This window comes from Streptococcus sp. HMSC066F10, from assembly GCF_001813805.1.
Lineage (GTDB): Bacteria > Bacillota > Bacilli > Lactobacillales > Streptococcaceae > Streptococcus > Streptococcus vaginalis.
In genome coordinates, this window is sequence record NZ_KV813993.1 from 1 (window position 1) to 21,874 (window position 21,874).

Here is a 21,874-nt window from a genome sequence, read left to right on the forward strand (position 1 = left end):
TTACATTCTTTTCAGCGGATAAAGTTAAAATTAACAGATGTCTGTTTGGGAGTTTTCATGATAAATTCAGCATTATAATTCTGTAAATTCTGTAGTGAAGCATCGATTATGAAATTCTAAAAAACGCCTGCTTACGAAATTGTTTTTTTGTAAAAGCAATTTCGTAAACAAGCGTCTACGTTTCTTATCATAAGATGAGTGTTCCCGCTAGGAAAAATCCTAGCGGTAGACCAGAGCTAGACTAAGAGTAACATTACTCCATCATCATAACACTCAACAAAATTGATAAAAATTATACTAATTCAATGATTGCCATTGGAGCAGCATCACCACGACGTGGTTCAGTTTTAAGGATACGAGTATATCCACCGTTACGTTCTGCATAACGAGGAGCTAAATCAGAGAATAATTTTTGAAGAGCAGTAGTTGAAGTATACTTTTCTGTTTCTTCATCATAGTTTTCTGAGGCAATTTCGTTACGAACAAAAGCTGCTGCTTGACGACGAGCATGCAAATCACCACGTTTACCCAAAGTAATCATTTTTTCAACTGTTTTACGGATTTCTTTAGCACGAGCTTCTGTTGTCACAATTGATTCGTTGATAATCAAGTCAGTGGTCAAGTCGCGAAGCATTGCTTTACGTTGTGAGCTAGTGCGTCCTAGTTTACGGTAAGCCATGTTTTCCTCCTTTATTTATCGTTTTTTAATCCAAGACCGAGATCAGCAAGTTTTACTTTCACTTCTTCAAGACTCTTACGTCCTAGATTTCTTACTTTCATCATTTCAGGTTCAGTTTTTTCTGTCAAATCAAATACAGTATTGATACCAGCACGTTTCAAACAGTTGTACGAACGAACTGACAAATCTAATTCTTCAATTGTACGATCCAACACACGATCATCTGAAACTTTTTCTGTTTCTCTCATCACATCAGTAGATTTTGCTACTTCAGTTAAGTTAGTAAACAGGTCTAAATGTTCCGTTAAAATGTGCGCAGAAAGCCCTAGGGCATCTTCTGGAATAATCGTCCCGTCTGTCATGATTTCAAGAGTTAATTTATCAAAACCATCATTGCTACCAACGCGAGCTGGTTCAACTTGATAATTAACTTTTTTCACCGGCGTATAGATTGAATCTACCGCAAGCGTCCCTACTGGTGCATCATCTTTTTTGTTTTCATCAGCCGGTACATAACCACGACCTGTATTTACGGTCATAATAGCTTTTAAGCTAGCACCTTCACCAATTGTAAAGAGATAATGATCAGGATTTACAATTTCAATATCACTATCCGTCAAAATATCACCGGCAGTAATTTCTGCAGGACCTTCAACATCCAGTTCAATTGTCTTTTCGTCTTCGACGTAAGATTTTACAGCAATCCCTTTGACGTTCAGAATGATTTGCATCACATCTTCACGGACACCTGGAACTGTATCGAATTCGTGCAATACACCTTCAATATTGATAGATGTCACAGCAGCACCCGGTAGAGATGCAAGAAGTACACGGCGAAGTGAGTTCCCAAGCGTTGTACCATAACCACGTTCTAGTGGTTCTACTACAAATATGCCATAGTCTTTCTTTTCATCAATTTTTGTTATATTTGGTTTTTCAAACTCAATCATTTAGTTACTCCCTCTTAAACGAAAAGCAGTGTAATGGTTTATGATTATACACGGCGACGTTTTGGAGGACGAGCACCATTGTGTGGCACAGGAGTCACATCACGAATAGCTGTTACTTCAAGACCAGCGGCAGCAAGAGCACGAATAGCTGACTCACGACCAGAACCTGGACCTTTAACAGTAACTTCAACTGATTTAAGACCGTGTTCTTGTGCAGACTTTGCAGCAGCTTCAGATGCCATTTGGGCAGCAAATGGTGTAGATTTACGAGAACCTTTAAATCCAAGAGCTCCGGCAGATGACCAAGCAATTGCGTTACCATGCACATCAGTAATCATAACAATAGTGTTGTTAAATGTAGCGTGAATATGAGCAATACCAGATTCGATATTTTTCTTCACACGACGTTTACGTGTTGGTTTAGCCAAGACTTTTTACCTCCTTATATTATTTTTTCTTACCAGCAATCGCAACAGCTTTACCTTTACGAGTGCGAGCGTTGTTCTTTGTGTTTTGTCCACGTACAGGAAGTCCACGACGATGACGGATTCCGCGATATGAACCAATTTCCATCAAACGTTTGATGTTTAAGTTTACTTCACGACGAAGGTCACCTTCAACTTTGATAGCATCCACTTCACGACGGATAGCGTCTTCTTGATCAGATGTTAAATCTTTCACACGAATATCCTCTGAAACTCCAGCAGCTGCTAAAATTTTCTTAGATGTTGGAAGACCAATACCGTATACATAAGTCAGTGAAACAACTACACGTTTGTCATTTGGAATATCAACTCCAGCAATACGAGCCATTTTTTCTCCTTTCTATTATCCTTGACGTTGTTTGTGTTTTGGATTTGCTGGGCAAATCACCATAACACGACCATTACGACGAATAACTTTGCAGTATTCGCAAATTGGTTTGACCGATGGTCTTACTTTCATTTCTTATCCCTCCAAGTATTTCGATTATTTAAAGCGGTAAGTGATCCGTCCACGTGTCAAATCATAAGGACTCATCTCGACAGTAACACGGTCTCCCGCTAAAATACGAATATAGTTTTTACGAATTTTACCAGAAACTGTTGCTAAAATCTGATGTCCATTTTCAAGTTCAACCGTAAACATTGCATTCGGCATTGTATCAACTACTTTGCCTTCAACTTCAATCACATCGTCTTTTGCCACGCAAAAGCACCCCCTAAATTTCGATTCATTCCTCTGAACACAGAGGTAACAATTATAAGTCAGACTAATTCATTGTATCACTACTTGTCAAATATTGCAAGTGTAAAAAACGCTTTTATTTTAACTTTAACAAGACTTTTTCAATATCTTTAAATACATCATCAATCTCTTGATTTCCTTGAATATCATAAACCAAATTTTGAGAACGATAATGCTCAATAATTGGTGCTCCTTGAGCGATATTGACATCTAAACGGCGTTTCACGGTTTCTGGCTTGTCATCCTCACGTTGATAATAATCCTCTTCATTATAATCTGCTGGTGGATTGAAGACTTTATGGAAGGTTTCTCCCGTTTTTTTGTGAATAATCCGTCCGCTCAAGCGCTCTAGCAAGCTGTTAGGATCCACTTCGATATTAACAACCCCGTCTAAAGTAAGCCCAAGTTCAGCAAGTATCTGATCCAGTGCATGAGCTTGATCAATGGTGCGTGGGTAGCCATCTAATAAAAAGCCTTTTTCTTTAATATCATCTTGTGCTAAACGTTCTTTGACAATCCCATTAGTCACTTCATCTGGCACTAATTCACCTTTGTCAATATATGATTTCGCAAGTACCCCCATTTCAGTTTGGTTGGCCATGGCTGCACGGAACATATCCCCTGTTGAGATATGCGCAACACCAAATTCCTCAACGATTTTGGCCGCTTGAGTCCCCTTGCCTGCACCTGGCAAGCCCATAATCAAAAGATTCATGATCCTTCTCCTTTTTTGTTTTTAAATAAATCTATTACAAATTCTTAATAAACTTGTTTAAAAACAAAATAGAAAGAGTGGGACAGACTTCAGAAAATCTATGATTTTCGATTTGCTCTCCCACCCCGCAATATAGTTGATTCAGGATGAAAACAAAAACTCATTTTCATCATCAACCACTGCGTTCGTACTTTAACGCAAATTGCTTTTAAAGTATAGAATATCTTTCTTTACTCTGTTTCTATTCTGTTGTATTCATAAAGCCAGTATATTTTCTCTTCAGAAGGTAGCCTTCAAGCTGTTTCATTCCTTCAATACCAGTTGCAATAATAATCAGCAAACTAGTACCACCTAAAGCAACAGCATCTGTCAATCCAAACAAATCTTTTGCTAAAATCGGTAAAATCGAAATAAAGCCTAAGAAAAGTGAACCAACTGTTGCTAAGCGACGAAGCAACTTAGACATATATTCTTCTGTTCCTTTACCAGGACGTACACCATGAATATAGGCACCGCTCTTTTGCAAATTCTCTGCAGTTTTCTCTGGATTGATTTGTACAAATGTATAGAAAAATGTAAACAAAATAATCAAGAGTGCGTACATCACAATTCCGCTTGCGGTTGTTGTTGCAAACAAGGACTGGGCCACTCGAACCCATTGTGCATTATGACCTGTAGCTGTCAAAAATTGGAAAATAGCTGCAGGTGCGGCAGTAATCGAACTTGCAAAGATAACCGGAATAACACCCGCCGGATTGACCTTCAAAGGAAGGTATGAGCTAGAAGGCGCACCTTGCGCAATCTTTGTATACTGGATTGGAATTTTGTATTCTGCTTGTTGAACGAAGGTTGTAAAGTAAACAATGAGTAAAACAGCTATAATCAGAATAGTAACAAAAATGATAGATGAAGTAATACGGCTGCTTGGTACATTGACAAAGTAGTCTACATATATACTCTTAATCATTCCTGGAATTGCTGCTACGATACCTGCAAAGATAATCATAGAAACACCGTTACCATAGCCTTTATCTGTAATTTGTTCCCCTAACCAAGTCACAATCATAGAACCCGTCGTTAACAGAAAACCAATCAGCAAATAAGTTTGCCAGTTAGGCGTTGCCACCAACTTAGCACTAGACAAGGTATGGAAACCTGCTGTAATACCGATAGATTGAACAAACGCCAAGACTAAGGCAATATAGCGCGTTGCTTGATTTAACTTTCTTCGTCCAACTTCACCTTGCTTGCCCCATTCTACAAACTTAGGTAAAATATCCATTTGTAGCAATTGAACAACAATAGAGGCGGTAATATACGGACTAACTCCCAATGCAAATACTGAGAAATTTCGCAAAGCATTACCTGACACAAGGCTGAGCATGTTTAGAAATGAAAGCCCGTTAAGAGCTTCCAAGCTTTTTGCATTAACACCTGGAACAGTAATCGTCGTACCAATTCGAAATACTAATACAATAAAAATTGTAAAGAGAATTTTTGAACGAACCTGTTTGATTTTTAATGCATCTTTTAATAGTTTAAAAAACATAGGTCACCTCGCTTAGATGACTTCCACTGAACCACCTTTAGCAGTGATAGCTTCTTCGGCTGATTTAGAGAATTTAGCTGCTTTCACAGTCAATTTCTTTGTCAATTCGCCGTTACCAAGAATCTTAACACCAGATTTTTCAGCTTTTACAATCCCTGCTTCGATAAGGACAACTGGAGTTACTTCTGCCCCGTCTTCAAAAACATTCAATTGATCAAGATTTACAATTGCATATTCTTTACGATTGATGTTCAAGAAACCACGTTTTGGCATGCGACGGAACAATGGTGTTTGTCCACCTTCAAAACCAAGACGAACTTTACCACCACTACGAGCTTTTTGACCTTTTTGACCACGTCCAGCTGTTTTACCATTACCAGATGAAGTACCACGACCAACACGGTTACGGACTTTACGAGAACCTGTAGCAGGTTGTAATTCATGAAGTTTCATTATATTTTTTCTCCTCTTTTGTAAAATGCTAGCGCTTATACTGAGAAAAAGGTGTCCTCAGGATAAACTCGCCTATACATATATTTAGTTTAAGGGGCTGAGAAAATCCTCTCATCCCCTAGTTTATTTCAATTTAAAGTTTTGTTAGCAAAATGATTACTTACTTAACTTCTTCAACAGTTACCAAGTGTGATACTGCTGTAATCATACCACGAACAGCAGCATTATCTTCTTTGATAACTGAGCTATTTAATTTGCCAAGTCCAAGTGCTACAACAGTTTTACGTTGTGACGGAATGCGTCCGATTGGAGACTTTGTCAAAGTAATTTTAATTTGAGCCATGTGAATCTCCTTTCTTATGCTAAGTCAGAAACTGAAATACCACGAAGGGCAGCAACTTCTTCAGCGCGTTTTAATTGTTTCAAACCTTCAACAGTTGCGCGAACGATGTTGATTGGAGTGTTAGAACCAAGTGATTTAGATGTTACATCTGCTACACCTGCCAATTCGATGACGGCACGAACAGCACCACCAGCAGCCACTCCAGCACCTTCTACAGCTGGTTTCAACAAGACACGAGCTCCACCAAATTCAGATGTTACTTCATGAGGAATTGTTGTGCCAACCATTGGTACTTCAATTAGGTTTTTCTTTGCATCTTCAACGGCTTTGCGAATTGCTTCTGGTACTTCTTGAGCTTTACCAGTACCAAAACCAACACGACCATTACGGTCACCAACAACTACAAGAGCCGCAAAACGAAGACGACGTCCACCTTTAACAACTTTTGTAACACGGTTAATCGCAACTACGCGTTCTTCAAGTTCAACTGCATTGTCTTTAAATGCCATTTTTTAGTGTCCTCCCTATTAGAATTTCAATCCGTTTTCACGAGCTGCATCAGCCAAAGCTTTTACACGTCCGTGATATAGATATCCACCGCGGTCAAACACCACTTCAGTAATACCTTTAGCAACTGCACGTTCAGCAACAAGTTTGCCGACAACAACGGCTTGTTCAGTTTTAGTTCCTTTTGAAACTTCTTTGTCAAGAGTTGAAGCGCTTGCGAGCGTTACACCCGCTACGTCATCAATTACTTGAGCGTAGATGCCTGTATTAGAACGGAATACGTTCAAACGTGGGCGATCAGCAGTTCCAGAGAGTTTTCCGCGAACGCGACGGTGGCGTTTTTGGCGGACTTTATTTTTATCTGGTTTCGAAATCACAATTTTCACCTCTTAATTTTATTTCGTGCCTAAGCACAAAGTTGGAAATAAATATTTTGGTTAAAAAACAACCTTATAATATTATTTACCAGTTTTACCTTCTTTACGGCGGACGAATTCACCAACGTAGCGGATACCTTTCCCTTTATATGGTTCAGGAGCACGCAAGCTACGGATATAAGCAGCAGTTTGTCCAACTACTTCTTTTGAGATTCCGTTCACAACAATAGTCGTTGGATTTGGAAGTTCAAAAGTAATACCTTTAGGAGCTTCCACTTCATCTGGATGAGATTTACCAACTGAAAGTACCAATTTTTTTCCTTGAAGTTGAGCACGGTATCCAACCCCACGCATTTCAAGTTCTTTCTTGAATCCTTCTGATACACCATGAACCATGTTGTTCAAAAGAGCACGAGTTGTTCCGTGGATTGTTTTCATTTCTTTTGTATCGTTTGGACGGTGAAGAGTTACTTCAGTTCCTTCCACACGAATATCAATATCTTTAGAGAACGTACGAGTGAGTTCTCCTTTAGGTCCTTTTACAGTTACGACATTGTCTTTGTTTGTCAATTCGACACCAGCAGGCAATGCAATAACTTTATTACCAATACGTGACATTTTTTGTTTTCTCCTGTTAGATTGTCAAGCCGCAGAACGACTAGTTTTCACGGGGGAACTATCATAGTAGTTTGTACGATAGTTCTAACGTTTTATTCAAATACATCATTCAAATTAGTTTTGCCAATTTGAACACGAGCTACGGCCTGTGTGAAAAAGATAAATCTATCTTGAATGCGGGCATTCATCGCTAGATTTCCTATTTTCACTTTGTCCGTCACGCTCTTTGTATCATGCAATTACCAAACGTAGGCGATTACTTCCCCACCAACATTCTTTTGGCGTGCTTCTTTGTCAGTCAACAAGCCTTCAGATGTTGAGATAATCGCAATTCCAAGTCCATTCAAGACTTTTGGAAGATCTTCACATTTTTTGTAAACACGAAGTCCTGGTGTTGAAACACGTTTCAAACCAGTGATAACTTTTTCACCGTTTTGACCGTATTTAAGGAATACACGAATAACACCTTGTTTATCATCTTCAATGTACTCAACGTTCTTCACAAAACCTTCGTGTTTAAGAATTTCAGCAATCCCTTTTTTGATATTTGATGCAGGTACTTCTAGCACTTCATGTTTTGCTTGATTCGCATTACGAATACGTGTCAAAAAGTCTGCAATTGGGTCAGTCATAACCATTTTGTTTTTCTCCTCTTACTAGTAGTTTGATAATTCACTTGCTAGTTAATGATTGAGCTAGGCTCAGTTTGATGGATACACTCTAAACAGACTTGCTGATTAGAACACGGACTACAAGCTGTGCAAAATAGATAGATTTCTCTAGGAGCATCGCTCCTGAGCGAAATCCCCTATTTTTGCTGGGCTCGTTACGCCTTTTGTATCATGTTTTAATTGAGTTCAAGCTAAGAACTTGGTGAAAAAGATAAGTTTGCCTTGGAGCATCGCTCCTACACCAAACTTCCTATTTTCATTGCGTTTTCTTAACGCTCTCACATCTTAAATTACCAAGAAGCTTTGGTAACGCCTGGAATTTGTCCTTTGTATGCTAACTCGCGGAAGCAAACACGGCAAAGTTTAAACTTGCGGTAAACTGAATGTGGACGACCACAACGTTCGCAACGAGTGTAAGTTTGCGTAGAGAACTTCGCAGGGCGTTTGTTCTTAGCAATCATTGATTTTTTAGCCAATTTATTTACCTCCTAGATTATTTTGCAAAAGGCATTCCAAGGCCTGTAAGCAATTCACGTGATTCTTCATCCGTGTTAGCAGTTGTTACAATAACAATGTCAAGACCGCGAGTCTTGTCGACATCATCAAAGTTGATTTCTGGGAAAATCAATTGTTCTTTCACACCAAGTGTGTAGTTCCCGCGTCCATCAAATGATTTTGTTGGAACACCGTGGAAGTCACGAACACGTGGAAGTGATACAGTAACCAATTTATCCAAGAATTCATACATGCGTTCACCGCGAAGAGTTACCTTAGCACCAATCGCTACACCTTCACGAAGACGGAAGCCGGCGATAGATTTTTTAGCTTTAGTGATAAGTGGTTTTTGACCTGAGATAAGAGCAAGTTCTTCAGCAGCTTTTTCAAGATTTTTAGCATTTGATACAGCATCTCCAACACCCATGTTCAAAACGATTTTATCCACTTTTGGCACAGCCATAACAGATGAGTAGTTAAACTTTTCAGTCAAAGCAGGAACTACTTCATTAAGATATTTTTCTTTTAAACGATTAGCCATTATACTTCTCCTTTCCTTCGTGATTAGTCAAGCACTTCGCCTGATTTTTTATTGTAACGAACTTTTTTGCCGTCTACAAACTTGTAGCCAACACGTCCTGCAACACCATTTTTGTCCAACACTTGAACATTAGACACATGGATTGGTGCTTCTTTTTCCACGATAGCACCTTGAGGATTTTCGTTATTCGGTTTTTGGTGTTTCTTGATGATGTTCACACCTTCAACAACAACTTTATTTACTTTTGGAAGTGCGGCAACGACTTTGGCTTCAACACCTTTGTCTTTACCAGCAATCACGCGAACTTTGTCGCCAGTTTTTACAAACATTGGTTTCTCCTTTGATTTCTTACGCCCTGACGGGCACCCTATCTATCAAAGATAGGGGACTTAGTTTGTTTTTGATTAAAGTACTTCTGGAGCAAGTGAGACGATCTTCATAAATCCACCTTCACGCAATTCGCGTGCAACTGGACCAAAGATACGTGTCCCGCGAGGTGTTTTATCATCACGGATAATCACTGCAGCATTTTCGTCAAATTTGATGTATGAACCATCTTTGCGACGAGCACCTGATTTAGTACGAACGATAACCGCTTTTACAACGTCACCTTTTTTAACCGCACCACCAGGAGTAGCTTGTTTTACAGATGCAACGATGACATCGCCAATGCTAGCGAATTTACGCTTTGAACCACCAAGAACTTTGATTGTCAAGATTTCGCGGGCACCGCTGTTGTCAGCAACTTTCAAACGAGTTTCTGTTTGAATCATTTAAGTTTTCTCCTTTCTGGTTTGATTAGATGATAACTGCTTCTTCTACAACTTCTACAAGACGGAAGCGTTTTGTAGCTGAAAGCGGACGAGTTTCCATGATACGAACAATATCGCCTTCTTTAGCGATGTTATTTTCATCATGCGCTTTGTATTTTTTAGAGTAGTTAATACGCTTACCATAGACTGGGTGGTTACGTTTTGTTTCAACTACAACTGTGATTGTTTTATCCATCTTGTCAGAAACGACGCGTCCAACAAGCGTTTTACGTTGATTACGTTCCATTTTAGAATTTCTCCTTTCCCAAGTCTATTATTTCATTTCTGATTGAACAGTTTTGATACGAGCGATTTGCTTTTTCACTTCTTTCAAGCGTGCAGTTTGTTCTAATTGACCCGTTGCTGCTTGGAAACGAAGATCAAACAATTCTTTCTTCAATTCTCTTTCACGCTTCGCGAGTTCTTCTTGAGAAAGACCACGAAGTTCTTTAACAAATTCTTTTACTTCATTAAGTTTCATGCCTTCTCCTTATTCTGCTTCACGTTTCACGAATTTTGTTTTAACCGGTAATTTGTGGCTTGCAAGACGAAGCGCTTCGCGAGCAACTTCCTCAGGCACACCAGCGATTTCAAACATCACTTTACCACGTTTAACTGGTGCAACCCAACCTTCTGGAGCACCTTTCCCAGATCCCATACGAACCCCGATAGCTTTGGCAGTGTATGATTTGTGTGGGAAGATTTTAATCCAAACTTTACCACCACGTTTCATGTAACGCGTCATAGCGATACGAGCAGCTTCGATTTGGCGGTTTGTGATCCAATGGCTAGTAGTTGCTTGAAGGCCATATTCTCCAAATGCCACTTCCTTACCACCTTTAGCTTCACCGCGCATTTTACCACGAAATTCGCGGCGGTGTTTAACACGTTTAGGTACTAACATTGGTTATTTACCTCCTTTAGTGTTTTTACGAGCTGGAAGAACTTCTCCGCGGTAAATCCATACTTTAACACCAAGTTTACCGTAAGTAGTATCTGCTTCTTCCCAAGCGTAATCAATATCTGCACGAAGCGTATGAAGCGGAACAGTCCCTTCAGAATACCCTTCACTACGAGCGATATCAGCACCGTTCAAGCGGCCAGATACTTGAGTTTTAATTCCTTTAGCTCCCGCACGCATGGTACGTTGGATTGCTTGTTTTTGAGCACGACGGAAAGCAACACGTTGTTCTAATTGGCGAGCAATTCCTTCACCAACAAGATGAGCATCCAAATCTGGTGATTTGATTTCAATGATGTTGATGTGGACTTGTTTACCAGTCAATTTGTTAAGTTTTGCACGAAGTGCATCAACGTTTGCTCCACCTTTACCGATAACCATACCTGGTTTAGCAGTGTGAAGAGAAACGTTTACTTTATTTACTGCGCGTTCGATTTCAATAGTTGAAACAGCTGCGTCAGCTAATTCTTTTTGAACGAATTTACGGATTGCAAGATCTTCATGAAGGTAATCCGCGTATTCTTTTTCAGCATACCATTTGGCATCCCAGTCACGGATGATACCGACACGCATACCTATTGGATGTACTTTTTGACCCACGATTTTACCTCCTTATTTTTCTGCAACGACCACTGTGATGTGGCTAGTGCGTTTGTTGATTGGTGAAGCTGAACCTTTTGCACGTGGACGGAAACGTTTCATTGTTGGTCCTTCGTTTGCGTAAGCTTCAGATACTACCAAGTTTGCTTTTTCCAAGCCAAAGTTGTTTTCTGCATTAGCGATTGCTGAATTCAACACTTTTTCGATAATGCCAGCAGCTTTGTTTGGTGTGAATTTCAAGATTGCGATTGCGTCAGCGACGTCTTTCCCGCGGATATTGTCAAGAACTAGACGAGATTTACGAGGTGAAACGCGCACTGTACGAGCCATTGCTTTAGCTGAAGTAATTTCTGCCATGTTTTTCTCCTCTCTTATCTACGTGTCTTCTTGTCGTCAGCAGCGTGACCTTTGTAAGTACGAGTTGGTGCAAATTCACCAAGTTTGTGCCCTACCATGTCTTCTTGGATGTAAACAGGAACATGTTTACGTCCATCATAAACTGCAATTGTATATCCGATGAAACTTGGGAAAATCGTAGAACGACGTGACCAAGTTTTGATGACTTTTTTCTTTTCGTCGTTGGCTTGAGCTTCAACTTTTTTCATCAAATGCTCATCGACGAAAGGTCCTTTTTTAAGACTGCGTCCCATTTTTATGTTTTCTCCTTTAAAATATGTACCACAACGGCTTGCACTGACAATCAGCGCTACCGAGCTGGCGGAATTTTGCGAGTTAGCTCGCTAATTATAAGTATGTAACAACTCACGAGGGGCAGTAGTTGATTGCTAGTTAGCTATAGCTATCAGCCTTGCTACACATCTAATCAACTTTGCCAAGGTTTCGCAATGAAGTTTGGCAGCTAAACCGCCAAACTTCTGCTCAGCCGCCTATTTCTCGTTGCGACGACGAATAATAAGTTTGTCGGATTTCGCTTTCTTGTTACGAGTTTTAAGTCCAAGAGCAGGTTTGCCCCATGGAGTAGATGGTGCTTTACGACCAACTGGTGCTTTACCTTCACCACCACCGTGTGGGTGATCGTTCGGGTTCATTACAGAACCGCGGACTGTTGGGCGGATGCCTTTCCAGCGGCTGCGTCCAGCCTTACCAAGGTTAACCAATCCATGTTGTTCATTTCCAACAACACCGACAGTTGCACGGCAAGTTCCAAGAATCATGCGAACTTCGCCTGATTGCAAACGAACAAGAACATATTTACCTTCTTGTCCCAATACTTGGGCAGAAGCTCCAGCAGCACGTACTAATTCACCACCATGTCCTGGTTTCAATTCAATATTATGAATCAATGTACCAACTGGGATATTAGCAAGTGGAAGAGCATTTCCGACTTTAATATCCGCTTCTGGTCCAGAAACGATGCGTTGACCAACTTCAAGGCCTTTAGGAGCGATGATGTAAGCTTTCACACCGTCAGTGTAATGTACAAGAGCGATGTTTGCTGAACGATTTGGATCGTATTCAATTGTTTTAACAACTGCTTCAACACCGTCTTTGTTACGTTTGAAGTCAATCAAACGGTAATGGCGTTTGTGTCCACCACCTTGGTGACGAACTGTGATACGACCGTTGTTGTTACGACCAGCTTTGTTGTTCAAAGAAACAAGCAAAGTTTTTTCTGGAGTGCTCGTTGTGATTTCAGCAAAATCCAAAGAAGTCATATTACGGCGACCATTTGTAGTTGGTTTATAAACTCTGATTCCCACGATATTTCCTCCTTAGATTATTCTGCTTCAGCACCGAACAACTCGATTGCTTTTGAATCAGCTGTAAGAGTGATGATAGCTTTTTTAGTTTTGTTTGTAAAACCAGTATAACGCCCTATACGTTTTGCTTTTGGTTTTACATTGATTGTGTTCACATTTGCAACTTTCACTCCGTCAAAAGCAGCTTCAACCGCTTGTTTGATCAAAAGTTTATGAGCACGAGTGTCCACTTCAAATACGTATTTACCTTCTTCAAGAAGAGCCATTGTGCTTTCTGTGATGATAGGCTTTTTGATTACGTCATACAAATTCATTATGCAAGAACCTCCTCGATTGTAGAGATAGCTTCTTTAGTAACAAGAAGTTTGTCGCTATTTACGATATCAAGAACACTTGCAGTTGTTGCTGTTGCAACTTTCACATTTGGAAGGTTACGAGCTGAAAGTGCAGCAAATTCGTTTCCTTCTTCGAGAATTACAAGTACTTTTGTATCAAGGCTAAGCGCAGCAAGTACTTTTGCAAACTCAGCAGTCTTTGGAGCTGTAAATGAAAGGCTGTCTACAGCTACGAATTTGTCCTCAGCAACTTTTTCAGAATAAACTGATTTAAGTGCCAATCTACGAACTTTTTGTGGAAGTTTGTAGGCGTATGAACGAGGAGTTGGACCAAATACGGTACCACCACCACGCCATTGTGGAGAGCGAATAGAACCTTGACGCGCACGTCCAGTTCCTTTTTGACGCCATGGTTTGCGTCCGCCACCTGATACTGCAGAGCGGTTTTTAACAGCGTGAGTTCCTTGACGAAGGCTTGCACGTTGACTGATAACAACGTCAAAGACAACTGATTCATTTGGCTCAATACCAAATACTGCATCGTTAAGAACTACTTCACCAGCTTCTTTACCAGTTTGGTCAAATAATTTTACGTTTGCCATTGTGACTGATTTCCCCTTTCTTTATTATTTACCAGCTTTAACTGCTGACTTGATAGTGATAAGAGATTTCTTAGCACCAGGCACGTTACCTTTGATGAGGATAACGTTTTTCTCTGGAACAACTTGTGCGATTTCAAGGTTTTGAATCGTTACACGATTGCCACCCATGCGTCCTGCCAAGTGTTTGTTTTTGAAAACACGGTTAGGCGCAACTGGTCCCATAGAACCAGGACGACGGTGATAACGAGAACCGTGAGCCATTGGACCACGTGATTGACCGTGGCGTTTGATAACACCTTGGAAACCTTTACCTTTTGAAGTCCCTGTTACATCAACAACATCGCCAGCTTCGAATGTATCTACTGCGATTTCTGCACCGACCTCTAAGCCTTCAATGTTTTTGAATTCACGAATGAAGCGCTTAGGAGCCGTGTTAGCTTTCGCTACATGTCCTTTAGCAGGTTTGTTGCTCAATACATCACGAAGGTCGTCAAAACCGACTTGAACAGCGTTATAACCATCTGTTTCAACTGTTTTTACTTGAAGAACCACGTTTGGTGTTGCTTCAACAACAGTTACAGGGATCAATTCGCCAGCTTCAGTGAAGATTTGAGTCATTCCCACTTTTTTCCCTAAGATTCCTTTTGTCATGAGAAAATGTTTCCTTTTCTATATTTTTTCAAAAAGTTTTTAACGAGCGTTTTTTATGCTCAAGATTAAGATATTAAGGGCGTTAAGAGAGCCTGGTAAAAATAGGAAACTGACGCAGTGTTCGACGAACACTAGGAAGTTCATCTTTTTTGCAGAGCTCTTAGCCCGTATCCAGTTAAGCCCGAATACTTTTACCTTGCATCTGATTATAGTTTGATTTCTACGTTCACACCACTTGGAAGATCCAACTTCATCAAAGCATCAACTGTTTTTTGAGTTGGGTTGATGATATCAATCAAACGTTTGTGTGTACGCATTTCAAATTGTTCGCGAGAATCTTTGTATTTGTGAGTCGCACGAATGATTGTGTAGAGGCTACGTTCAGTTGGAAGTGGGATTGGTCCTGCAACTTCTGCACCTGTACGAGTAGCAGTTTCTACGATTTTTGCAGCCGCTGTATCAAGTGTACGATGTTCGTATGCTTTCAAACGGATACGGATTTTTTTGTTTGCCATCTTTTTCTCCTTTTCGTCTATTTAAGATAATAGGCTAGCTCCACAAGAAAACCGAGACGCCATTGCGTGGCAATGCAACCGAGCGTGTCGCAACCTCTTGCATCAAAGCTACAGACTGTTTTTCACAGCACCATAATAGAATAACACAAAGCCTTACTGATTGCAAGGGATTTGAGCAAGTTTTTTAGTTTTTTTATTTAAAAGCGTTCCCCTTTCTTATTGAGCTTTTACTATCTTCTGAAAAAGCAAGAGATTAAATATAGAAATCTTTATTAGTCGTGAGTACCAACACAAAAAAATCAAGTCTCATTTAAAATGAGGCTTGACATTTACAAATCATTTTTTCTTTAATATGAATAAGTAGAATTGCCTGGTAAGAAGACAAACTACCCCTTCCACGCTTAAAGTCAGTTTGTTTCCTACATGCTTAGTTGAAGGGCTTGCACAGATTTTTAACTACTAGGATAAATCGAATAATCAATACAAACTTGCACTTCCCCATGCACTAAGAATTTACTTGTGCTTTACAGACCCATCTGCTGCTTTTGTGACAGCCTTTTGAATTTCCTGCGCATAGAGTCGACCACCTGCAGCAATTGTGTCGGCATCTTCTCCAAAGTGGATATGATCACTACCTACCCAGATTTCTGGGTGCTGCTTGGCAGTAGTGTTCCAATCGGCAATAGTGACGTAAGCATATTTCTTGGCTAACTCTCTGGCATATTGCGCATGTTTTTCGGCGACAGGATTGTCATATTTGTCTGAATTACCATCGTAAGGAGTTACCAGAATAAGCCGATGTCCCTTCGGTAGGGTCTTGACCAACTCATTCAGTTCTTCTTCGTAGTTAAAGACAATATTAACACCGGTTGCTACCACGACGGTCTTGAGCAAGCCGCCAACTGCGGCATTATTGCTCATAATTTCGCGAGCCTAAGCTGTATTGCGACTGCCTTGAGCATCGACTTGTGCATCCGGCAGGACTTCCTTCAGCGGAGTACTAGCCCGTAAGGTAACGGAGTCACCAATAATCGTCACACCATCTGCAATATTGTAACTACTAGCTTCTCCTTTTTCTGCAAGACTTTTAGTCCGATTTAGCTTGGTGTCAGCCTGATGAAGACCATTGACTAGCATATCTGTCTCAAACGCCCCAATCTTCGGAGCAAGTCCGATAGCCAGCAGGCTGATAAGAAGCAAACCTACGAAACTCATTGCCAAGACCTTTTTCAACTGCGTAAAATGCCAGTCCCAACCGAGAAAAGCAGGGGATTTCCCAGCAATGATTGGCTCAATAACATAAAAGGACAGTCCAGCAAAAGCAAGAGAAAGAAGACTTGTTAAAATCACCGCAGGCAGATTGCCCATCAGCTGTGAAAAAATCGTGTAGAAAGGCCAATGGAAAAGATAGACTCCATAACTCGTATCAGCAATCACTGTCAAAACTAGCGGTTCTTTTAGGTCGAGAGTCTTCTCATGCAAGACCCGTGTAGCCAATATCATAGCCGCCGCTGACAAACTAGCCAAAAGAAAACCAAGCAAATAGGTAAAAGCGAATCAAACTTGATCCAAAGCATCATCACGCCTAAGAGACCCGCTCCCGCCGCAAAGACCAGACAAGCCTCTCGCAAAGACCAGGAGCGAATTATTTTCTTTAACAGGCCTGTCATCTGTTTGATACCGGTCAAGGTCGCTAGGATACTGCCGACAAAGAAAGGATAAATGTGAGTCCAGGTCGAGAAATAAAGCCCCGAAAAACTGAGTCCTAAAAGGCTGCCAATAAACATACTGAGAAAGCTGATAAGCAAACCAAACTAAGACAGCAAAAAGATACTGCCCCTCAGCTGACCGGCTGTTTTGCAATATTTGGCTAGGAACCAGACAGCCAGTCCCCAAAGTAGATAATAATGAACCTCTACAGCCAGACTCCAGTTATGGACAAATAAATGTGGAATAAACTGAGCCTCGTAGCTTCCACCCGTCATCATTTCGTCAAAGTTAGTCACAAAGCCCATGACTGCTGCAATCTGCGTTCCAATACCGGCTACAAAATCCCGCCGAATCAAAAAGGTAAAGGGCATGACCACCAATACCATGACGATGACAGGGGGAACAATCCGATAAAAACGCCGTCGAAAGAAGGCTAGAAGCTCTATTTTTTTACTCTGAGAAAACTCATCAATCAAGAGCGCTGTAATCAGAAAACCTGAAAAGGTGAAAAAGACATCAACACCGAGAAATCCCCCAGGAAATAATTTTTAAAAAAAGTGATACAAGAGAACCAGCAATAAGCCTGTCACTCGAACCATTGAAAACCATTTAATACGCATATTTCTCCTAAATCCTTTTCACTACTGATACAGACCGACCAACTCCCGCAAGCCTACATCACTGCTGAATCAAGCAAGCCAAAAATTCTGTTAATTGCTGCATTTAGCAACGTTGCTATAAAATCTATTTTATTCTATTTTACCAAAAAATAAGCCAAAAAAACAAAAGACCTGGAATTTTATTTTCCAAGTCCATTGCTTATTTTATCTATTCCAAAGCCCTCTTCAGTCTGGCTGATGAGAAAATCAGCCTCTTCCTGATACATTTTATAGTAGTGTTCATATTGCTGGCGGCGGCTGGTGTGCGCTTGCCGAATCCAGTGCACATTGCGACCTCGAACGGCTGTATCTCGAGCCAAGCGGCGCTCTAATTCCGTCGCTGTATCGGTGTAAAAACAAATGGACAAATCAAACAATTCTTTCGGCAGAAAAGCAACTGACATGCCTTCCACAATTAGAATTGGTTTTTCCGCTGAAAGTCGCTGACTTGGTGCCCAAGGCTAGTCAATCGTCACTATATCGCAGCCAGATTGCAAAGCTCTTATATCACGTTCCAAGCTCTTCAATTCATGAGCCACTGGAAGACAGGCTGTCACTTTTTGCTCAGGAAATTCTTTAACCGCCAGCAAGTCACGATATTCCCCGTCTATTATATAAGGATCAGCCACAAGCAGATTAACTCGCTCTCGCCCCAGACTTTCTACTAAACGTTTGGCAAAAGTAGATTTTCCAGAAGCACCGTGTCCGTAAATCGCAAGCGTATGTTTTTTTCCCATCCAGCAAATAATCCTTGACTACTTCTACTAACGACTTCTCACCGTGATTCATCTAGAAATTCCTCTTTGAATGATTGTAACCATAGCGCTCGATGAAATCTTCACGAAATTCAAGCAAATTGTCATCTAGAATGGCTTGGCGGACATTTTTCATCAGATTGATGAGGAAATAGAGATTATGATAGCTGGTTAGGCGGAGTCCAAAGGTTTCATCAGCCTTGAGCAAATGACGAAGATAAGCGCGCGTATAGTTTTTGCAGGTGTAGCAATCACAGTTATGATCGAGCGGTGTGAAATCCTCTGCAAATTGAGCATTTTTCACGACCAAACGCCCCTCACTGGTCATGCAGGTACCATTTCTGGCAATTCGTGTTGGTAGCACGCAGTCAAACATATCCACACCACGTATTACCCCGTCAATCAGACTGTCTGGCGCTCCAACTCCCATGAGATAGCGAGGCTTGTTTTCAGGCAGCATCGGAGTTGTAAAGTCCAATACGGCATTCATCTCTTCATGAGATTCACCTACAGCTAAACCACCAATAGAATATCCTGGAAAATCCATACTAACCAAATCATGGGCTGACTGGCGGCGCAAATCTTCAAAACCAGCACCCTGCACAATCCCAAAGAGACCCTGGTCATGCGGACGGCGATGCGCTTTGAGTCCACGCTCTGCCCAGCGGCTGGTCCGCTCAATGGATTTCTTGACATAATCGTACGGTTGATAGAACTGCGGGCATTCATCAAAGGACATCATGATGTCACTGCCTAGATTGTTTTGAATAGAAATGGCCTTTTCTGGAGAGAGGAACATTTTTGCGCCGTTCAGGTGATTCTTGAAGGTCACCCCTTCTTCGGTGATGTTACGGCTGTCTGCCAAGGAATAAACTTGAAAACCACCGCTGTCTGTCAGAATAGCCTGATCCCAGTTCATAAATTTATGAAGCCCACCAGCACGCGCAATCAGCTCATCACCCGGCCGCAGCCAGAGATGGTAGGTATTGGATAAAATAATCCCTGAGCCCATTTCTTTGAGTTCTTCTGGTGACTGCGTTTTTACAGTTGCCTGAGTTCCCACGGGCATAAACATGGGAGTTGGAAAAGTGCCATGCGGCGTGATAATTTCTCCCAAACGAGCACCTGTGTGCTTCTCTTTTTTAATCAAACGATATTGAATCGGTGAATCTGACATTTTTACCTCCGATACTGGGAAAAACAGTCCCAGACCTTCATTTTACAGTGTGTGAGTTCATTTGACTCACAACATCCTGTATGATTTTATCAAAAAAAGGAAGAAAGATAAAGTAGATAAAAACTTTTCTTTCTCTTAGAAGAATATGGTATAATATTTTTCAATATAGGAGGCAAATATGAACTTAAGTGAATTTCGGGCAGAAGCTCGTCGTATCCAGCGCCAAACCAAGGGAATCTACGCACTCTTTTTAGTGCCAATTGTGACTGCGATTGTTTCCGTTGTTTACAATTATTCTTCAGACACCTTGTCCAATAATATCTTACAATATGGTATCCAAAATACGGTTGTCCACGGGATCAATCGTTCTCTTTTTCCAATTGCAATTGGTTTTATCGTATCTTTCTTTTTAACAGCTGCTTTTTGGACTTTGCTTGAGGTCATTCGTAGAAAACAACAAGAGGTGCATTTTTCAGATTCCATTCGGACTTTTGATAGTAAAATAATCGGTCCTGTTTTCATGACGCTTTTGCTCAAACGCGTATTGCTATTTCTGTGGAATCTTTTCGTCTGGATTGGGAGCGGCATGATGATTCTTGCTAGTTTTAGTATCATTAAACTCCTCCCCAATTCTCAAGATATTTCACAAAACGTTGCGCTTCAAACAACTATTGGAACTTTATTGCTCTACATTCTTATCGGTTTTCTCTTGATGATTATAGGCGTTCTGATTGCACTCCCTCAGTACTATGCCTATTCTCAAGTGGAATTTATCCTCTGTGATAGTTTAGAAAACAATAGCTACGATGGCGCCTTTAAAGTAATCCGTGCGAGTCGTCAGATGATGAAAGGTTATAAAGGCAAGCGATTTGTTCTTGATTTAACCTTTATCGGTTGGTACTTGCTAAGTACCATTACTTTTGGGATTGCTTCTATTTATGTTTATCCCTACGTTTATACAGCTCAAACTCTTTTCTATGAAGCTGTGAAAAAGGAAAAAGAACAAACTCCGATTTTTTCTTAGTTTTTCTAACTCTGAAAAATAAAATTAACCTCACAAAGACTTGGATACTTGTTCAGGTCTTTTAAGTTGCTTTCAAATCATTTTACATAAGTAGAACACAAGAAATACCATAAACTCTACACAAAAAAGCCACCAATTGGGTGACTTTATTAGGGAGATTATTATGAAAAAGTTTAGGATTTCTATCAAACAAAGTTAGGAGGTCTTCATTTGATAAATATAGTATAACCAAGTTAGCTTAAACCAAACTTAATTTTTTAGAACAAATTGATTTTTTTAGAAATTTCTTGAAAGGCATCTTTCAGCGAATCTTGATCTGTAAAAGTTGCTACTTCCCAACCTAAGAAATCACATTCTTTCCACCAACGTTTCATGTCAGCTGGACTGAAATCTACTTTCTTGCTCCTTGTTTGATGGCGACGAACTGTCTCTTCAAAAGTCAAATCATAATAGTAAGACAGAACTTTTGGATAAAAGAGAGCACGCAGTTCTTCTAGCATTTGCCCGTAAATATCTGTTTCATAAAATCCTTCAACGATCACCAACAAATCTCGCTCATAGCCATAACGGGCAATGGTTGCCGTCAAAGAGATTGACAGATTATCCGACTCGACTTTTTCTTTTAGCATGTCACGGCGAACGACATCTTGAGAGATGACAAGTGTCTTTCGTCCATAATACTCTTGCAATTTCTTTGCCAGGCTTGTTTTTCCTGAACCAGAATTGCCTCTGATAATCACCAACGTTGCCATTTACTCTCCTAAAATCAGACGGGTATGCTCCCGCTTGATACAGCGGTTCATGACAAGATCATCGTACCCAGCTGCACGAAGGATTTGCTCGGCTTCTTCATTTTCCAAGCCTAATTGTGCCCAGAAAATCCCAGCATCCGCTTCTAGAAAATCACGCGCCACATCTGGCAAAAACTCGCTGCGACGGTAAACATCGACGATATCCACCGAGAAAGGAATGTCTTTTAAATTGGCATACACGGTTTCACCTAGAATTTCCCCACCAGCTGCTCGCGGATTGACCGGAACAATCCGATAGCCCCGTTCTTGCATCTCCTTGGATACACGGTGGCTGGTTGCCTCTTCTCGATCTGACAAACCAACAACCGCAATCACCTTGCTATTTTCTAAATAATACTTGACAATCCCGTCGCTGGGATTTTTGAAATGATAAGTCATAAACTTTTCTCCGTAATCTTTCATGTATCGTGAGCTA

At 40.6% G+C, this 21,874-nt stretch carries 33 protein-coding genes and 2 pseudogenes; 1 reads left to right on the forward strand and 34 read right to left on the reverse strand.

The features are described 5' to 3' along the window. Positions 1–292: 292 nt before the first annotated feature. From rplQ to tgt, 32 genes and pseudogenes are all read right to left on the reverse strand, one after another. The gene (gene rplQ / locus HMPREF2933_RS07805) at positions 293–679 is read right to left on the reverse strand and encodes a 50S ribosomal protein L17 (protein ID WP_003026513.1); all 387 of its coding nucleotides are present in this window, start codon (positions 677–679) and stop codon (positions 293–295) included. Positions 680–690: 11 nt separating this feature from the next. Further along, positions 691–1,629: a DNA-directed RNA polymerase subunit alpha gene (locus HMPREF2933_RS07810; RefSeq protein ID WP_024053187.1), complete on the reverse strand. Its 939-nt coding sequence runs from the start codon at positions 1,627–1,629 to the stop codon at positions 691–693. A 44-nt stretch (positions 1,630–1,673) separates the two neighbouring features. Beyond that, the gene (gene rpsK / locus HMPREF2933_RS07815; RefSeq protein WP_001118385.1) at positions 1,674–2,057 is read right to left on the reverse strand and encodes a 30S ribosomal protein S11; all 384 of its coding nucleotides are present in this window, start codon (positions 2,055–2,057) and stop codon (positions 1,674–1,676) included. A gap of 19 nt (positions 2,058–2,076) precedes the next feature. Then, complete coding sequence (gene rpsM / locus HMPREF2933_RS07820) at positions 2,077–2,442, reverse strand: 30S ribosomal protein S13 (protein ID WP_002262317.1); 366 nt, start codon at positions 2,440–2,442, stop codon at positions 2,077–2,079. A 15-nt stretch (positions 2,443–2,457) separates the two neighbouring features. Then, positions 2,458–2,574 carry a 50S ribosomal protein L36 gene (rpmJ, locus tag HMPREF2933_RS09820; protein WP_001808836.1) on the reverse strand — a complete coding sequence of 39 codons (117 nt, stop codon included), beginning with the start codon at positions 2,572–2,574 and terminating at the stop codon, positions 2,458–2,460. A gap of 24 nt (positions 2,575–2,598) precedes the next feature. Continuing rightward, positions 2,599–2,817: a translation initiation factor IF-1 gene (gene infA, locus HMPREF2933_RS07825; protein WP_001029883.1), complete on the reverse strand. Its 219-nt coding sequence runs from the start codon at positions 2,815–2,817 to the stop codon at positions 2,599–2,601. A gap of 115 nt (positions 2,818–2,932) precedes the next feature. Next, complete coding sequence (locus HMPREF2933_RS07830; RefSeq protein ID WP_003031144.1) at positions 2,933–3,571, reverse strand: adenylate kinase; 639 nt, start codon at positions 3,569–3,571, stop codon at positions 2,933–2,935. 241 nt (positions 3,572–3,812) lie between these two features. Beyond that, complete coding sequence (secY, locus tag HMPREF2933_RS07835) at positions 3,813–5,120, reverse strand: preprotein translocase subunit SecY (RefSeq protein ID WP_003026523.1); 1,308 nt, start codon at positions 5,118–5,120, stop codon at positions 3,813–3,815. A 12-nt stretch (positions 5,121–5,132) separates the two neighbouring features. Beyond that, on the reverse strand, positions 5,133–5,573 hold the full coding sequence (rplO, locus tag HMPREF2933_RS07840; RefSeq protein WP_003026525.1) for a 50S ribosomal protein L15: 441 nt from the start codon (positions 5,571–5,573) through the stop codon (positions 5,133–5,135). Positions 5,574–5,733: 160 nt separating this feature from the next. Then, positions 5,734–5,916, reverse strand: a complete 183-nt coding sequence (gene rpmD, locus HMPREF2933_RS07845; protein ID WP_003029471.1) for a 50S ribosomal protein L30 — start codon at positions 5,914–5,916, stop codon at positions 5,734–5,736. A 14-nt stretch (positions 5,917–5,930) separates the two neighbouring features. After that, positions 5,931–6,425: a 30S ribosomal protein S5 gene (gene rpsE, locus HMPREF2933_RS07850; protein WP_003029472.1), complete on the reverse strand. Its 495-nt coding sequence runs from the start codon at positions 6,423–6,425 to the stop codon at positions 5,931–5,933. Between the two features lie 18 nt (positions 6,426–6,443). Further along, positions 6,444–6,800 (reverse strand): 50S ribosomal protein L18, encoded by a 357-nt coding sequence (gene rplR, locus HMPREF2933_RS07855; RefSeq protein WP_003026531.1) that lies wholly within the window; start codon positions 6,798–6,800, stop codon positions 6,444–6,446. A gap of 81 nt (positions 6,801–6,881) precedes the next feature. Then, the gene (rplF, locus tag HMPREF2933_RS07860) at positions 6,882–7,418 is read right to left on the reverse strand and encodes a 50S ribosomal protein L6 (RefSeq protein WP_022526030.1); all 537 of its coding nucleotides are present in this window, start codon (positions 7,416–7,418) and stop codon (positions 6,882–6,884) included. A gap of 239 nt (positions 7,419–7,657) precedes the next feature. Beyond that, a complete protein-coding gene (gene rpsH / locus HMPREF2933_RS07865) occupies positions 7,658–8,056 on the reverse strand; it encodes a 30S ribosomal protein S8 (protein WP_022526031.1) in 399 nt (132 codons plus the stop codon). Positions 8,057–8,379: 323 nt separating this feature from the next. Beyond that, on the reverse strand, positions 8,380–8,565 hold the full coding sequence (locus HMPREF2933_RS07870; protein WP_070672756.1) for a type Z 30S ribosomal protein S14: 186 nt from the start codon (positions 8,563–8,565) through the stop codon (positions 8,380–8,382). A 17-nt stretch (positions 8,566–8,582) separates the two neighbouring features. Continuing rightward, a complete protein-coding gene (gene rplE, locus HMPREF2933_RS07875) occupies positions 8,583–9,125 on the reverse strand; it encodes a 50S ribosomal protein L5 (protein ID WP_003026536.1) in 543 nt (180 codons plus the stop codon). A 23-nt stretch (positions 9,126–9,148) separates the two neighbouring features. Next, positions 9,149–9,454 (reverse strand): 50S ribosomal protein L24, encoded by a 306-nt coding sequence (gene rplX, locus HMPREF2933_RS07880; RefSeq protein ID WP_003026539.1) that lies wholly within the window; start codon positions 9,452–9,454, stop codon positions 9,149–9,151. A gap of 75 nt (positions 9,455–9,529) precedes the next feature. Then, a complete protein-coding gene (gene rplN, locus HMPREF2933_RS07885) occupies positions 9,530–9,898 on the reverse strand; it encodes a 50S ribosomal protein L14 (protein WP_003026541.1) in 369 nt (122 codons plus the stop codon). A 25-nt stretch (positions 9,899–9,923) separates the two neighbouring features. Continuing rightward, the gene (rpsQ, locus tag HMPREF2933_RS07890; RefSeq protein ID WP_003026542.1) at positions 9,924–10,184 is read right to left on the reverse strand and encodes a 30S ribosomal protein S17; all 261 of its coding nucleotides are present in this window, start codon (positions 10,182–10,184) and stop codon (positions 9,924–9,926) included. A 27-nt stretch (positions 10,185–10,211) separates the two neighbouring features. After that, on the reverse strand, positions 10,212–10,418 hold the full coding sequence (gene rpmC, locus HMPREF2933_RS07895) for a 50S ribosomal protein L29 (RefSeq protein ID WP_003029476.1): 207 nt from the start codon (positions 10,416–10,418) through the stop codon (positions 10,212–10,214). A gap of 9 nt (positions 10,419–10,427) precedes the next feature. Further along, positions 10,428–10,841 carry a 50S ribosomal protein L16 gene (rplP, locus tag HMPREF2933_RS07900; protein WP_003029477.1) on the reverse strand — a complete coding sequence of 138 codons (414 nt, stop codon included), beginning with the start codon at positions 10,839–10,841 and terminating at the stop codon, positions 10,428–10,430. 3 nt (positions 10,842–10,844) lie between these two features. Then, a complete protein-coding gene (gene rpsC / locus HMPREF2933_RS07905) occupies positions 10,845–11,498 on the reverse strand; it encodes a 30S ribosomal protein S3 (RefSeq protein ID WP_021002172.1) in 654 nt (217 codons plus the stop codon). Between the two features lie 12 nt (positions 11,499–11,510). Next, the gene (rplV, locus tag HMPREF2933_RS07910) at positions 11,511–11,855 is read right to left on the reverse strand and encodes a 50S ribosomal protein L22 (protein WP_003026550.1); all 345 of its coding nucleotides are present in this window, start codon (positions 11,853–11,855) and stop codon (positions 11,511–11,513) included. 14 nt (positions 11,856–11,869) lie between these two features. Next, a complete protein-coding gene (rpsS, locus tag HMPREF2933_RS07915) occupies positions 11,870–12,148 on the reverse strand; it encodes a 30S ribosomal protein S19 (RefSeq protein WP_000533765.1) in 279 nt (92 codons plus the stop codon). A 237-nt stretch (positions 12,149–12,385) separates the two neighbouring features. Then, complete coding sequence (rplB, locus tag HMPREF2933_RS07920; protein WP_003026553.1) at positions 12,386–13,219, reverse strand: 50S ribosomal protein L2; 834 nt, start codon at positions 13,217–13,219, stop codon at positions 12,386–12,388. Positions 13,220–13,236: 17 nt separating this feature from the next. Continuing rightward, positions 13,237–13,533, reverse strand: a complete 297-nt coding sequence (locus HMPREF2933_RS07925) for a 50S ribosomal protein L23 (protein ID WP_024053188.1) — start codon at positions 13,531–13,533, stop codon at positions 13,237–13,239. Then, positions 13,533–14,156 carry a 50S ribosomal protein L4 gene (gene rplD, locus HMPREF2933_RS07930; protein WP_003026556.1) on the reverse strand — a complete coding sequence of 208 codons (624 nt, stop codon included), beginning with the start codon at positions 14,154–14,156 and terminating at the stop codon, positions 13,533–13,535. The genes HMPREF2933_RS07925 and rplD overlap by 1 nt, the downstream gene beginning before the upstream one ends. 24 nt (positions 14,157–14,180) lie before the next feature. Beyond that, positions 14,181–14,807 (reverse strand): 50S ribosomal protein L3, encoded by a 627-nt coding sequence (rplC, locus tag HMPREF2933_RS07935; protein WP_024053189.1) that lies wholly within the window; start codon positions 14,805–14,807, stop codon positions 14,181–14,183. 206 nt (positions 14,808–15,013) lie between these two features. Next, positions 15,014–15,322 carry a 30S ribosomal protein S10 gene (gene rpsJ, locus HMPREF2933_RS07940; protein WP_002894478.1) on the reverse strand — a complete coding sequence of 103 codons (309 nt, stop codon included), beginning with the start codon at positions 15,320–15,322 and terminating at the stop codon, positions 15,014–15,016. A gap of 513 nt (positions 15,323–15,835) precedes the next feature. Further along, a pseudogene (locus tag HMPREF2933_RS07945) lies at positions 15,836–17,652 on the reverse strand (acyltransferase family protein). Between the two features lie 179 nt (positions 17,653–17,831). Beyond that, positions 17,832–18,480 (reverse strand): annotated as a pseudogene (locus tag HMPREF2933_RS07950) (uridine kinase). Next, positions 18,481–19,623, reverse strand: coding sequence for a tRNA guanosine(34) transglycosylase Tgt (tgt, locus tag HMPREF2933_RS07955; RefSeq protein ID WP_003026563.1), 1,143 nt, complete (start codon positions 19,621–19,623; stop codon positions 18,481–18,483). 178 nt (positions 19,624–19,801) lie between these two features. Between tgt and HMPREF2933_RS07960 the strand changes: the two genes are divergently transcribed. Continuing rightward, positions 19,802–20,647 (forward strand): DUF975 family protein, encoded by an 846-nt coding sequence (locus HMPREF2933_RS07960; protein WP_024053195.1) that lies wholly within the window; start codon positions 19,802–19,804, stop codon positions 20,645–20,647. Positions 20,648–20,904: 257 nt separating this feature from the next. Here the strand turns inward: HMPREF2933_RS07960 and HMPREF2933_RS07965 are convergent, their stop codons facing one another. Together HMPREF2933_RS07965 and HMPREF2933_RS07970 are read right to left on the reverse strand one after the other, a co-directional pair. Then, on the reverse strand, positions 20,905–21,399 hold the full coding sequence (locus HMPREF2933_RS07965; RefSeq protein WP_024053196.1) for a kinase: 495 nt from the start codon (positions 21,397–21,399) through the stop codon (positions 20,905–20,907). Then, positions 21,400–21,837, reverse strand: coding sequence for a CoA-binding protein (locus HMPREF2933_RS07970; RefSeq protein ID WP_070242163.1), 438 nt, complete (start codon positions 21,835–21,837; stop codon positions 21,400–21,402). Positions 21,838–21,874: the final 37 nt, after the last annotated feature.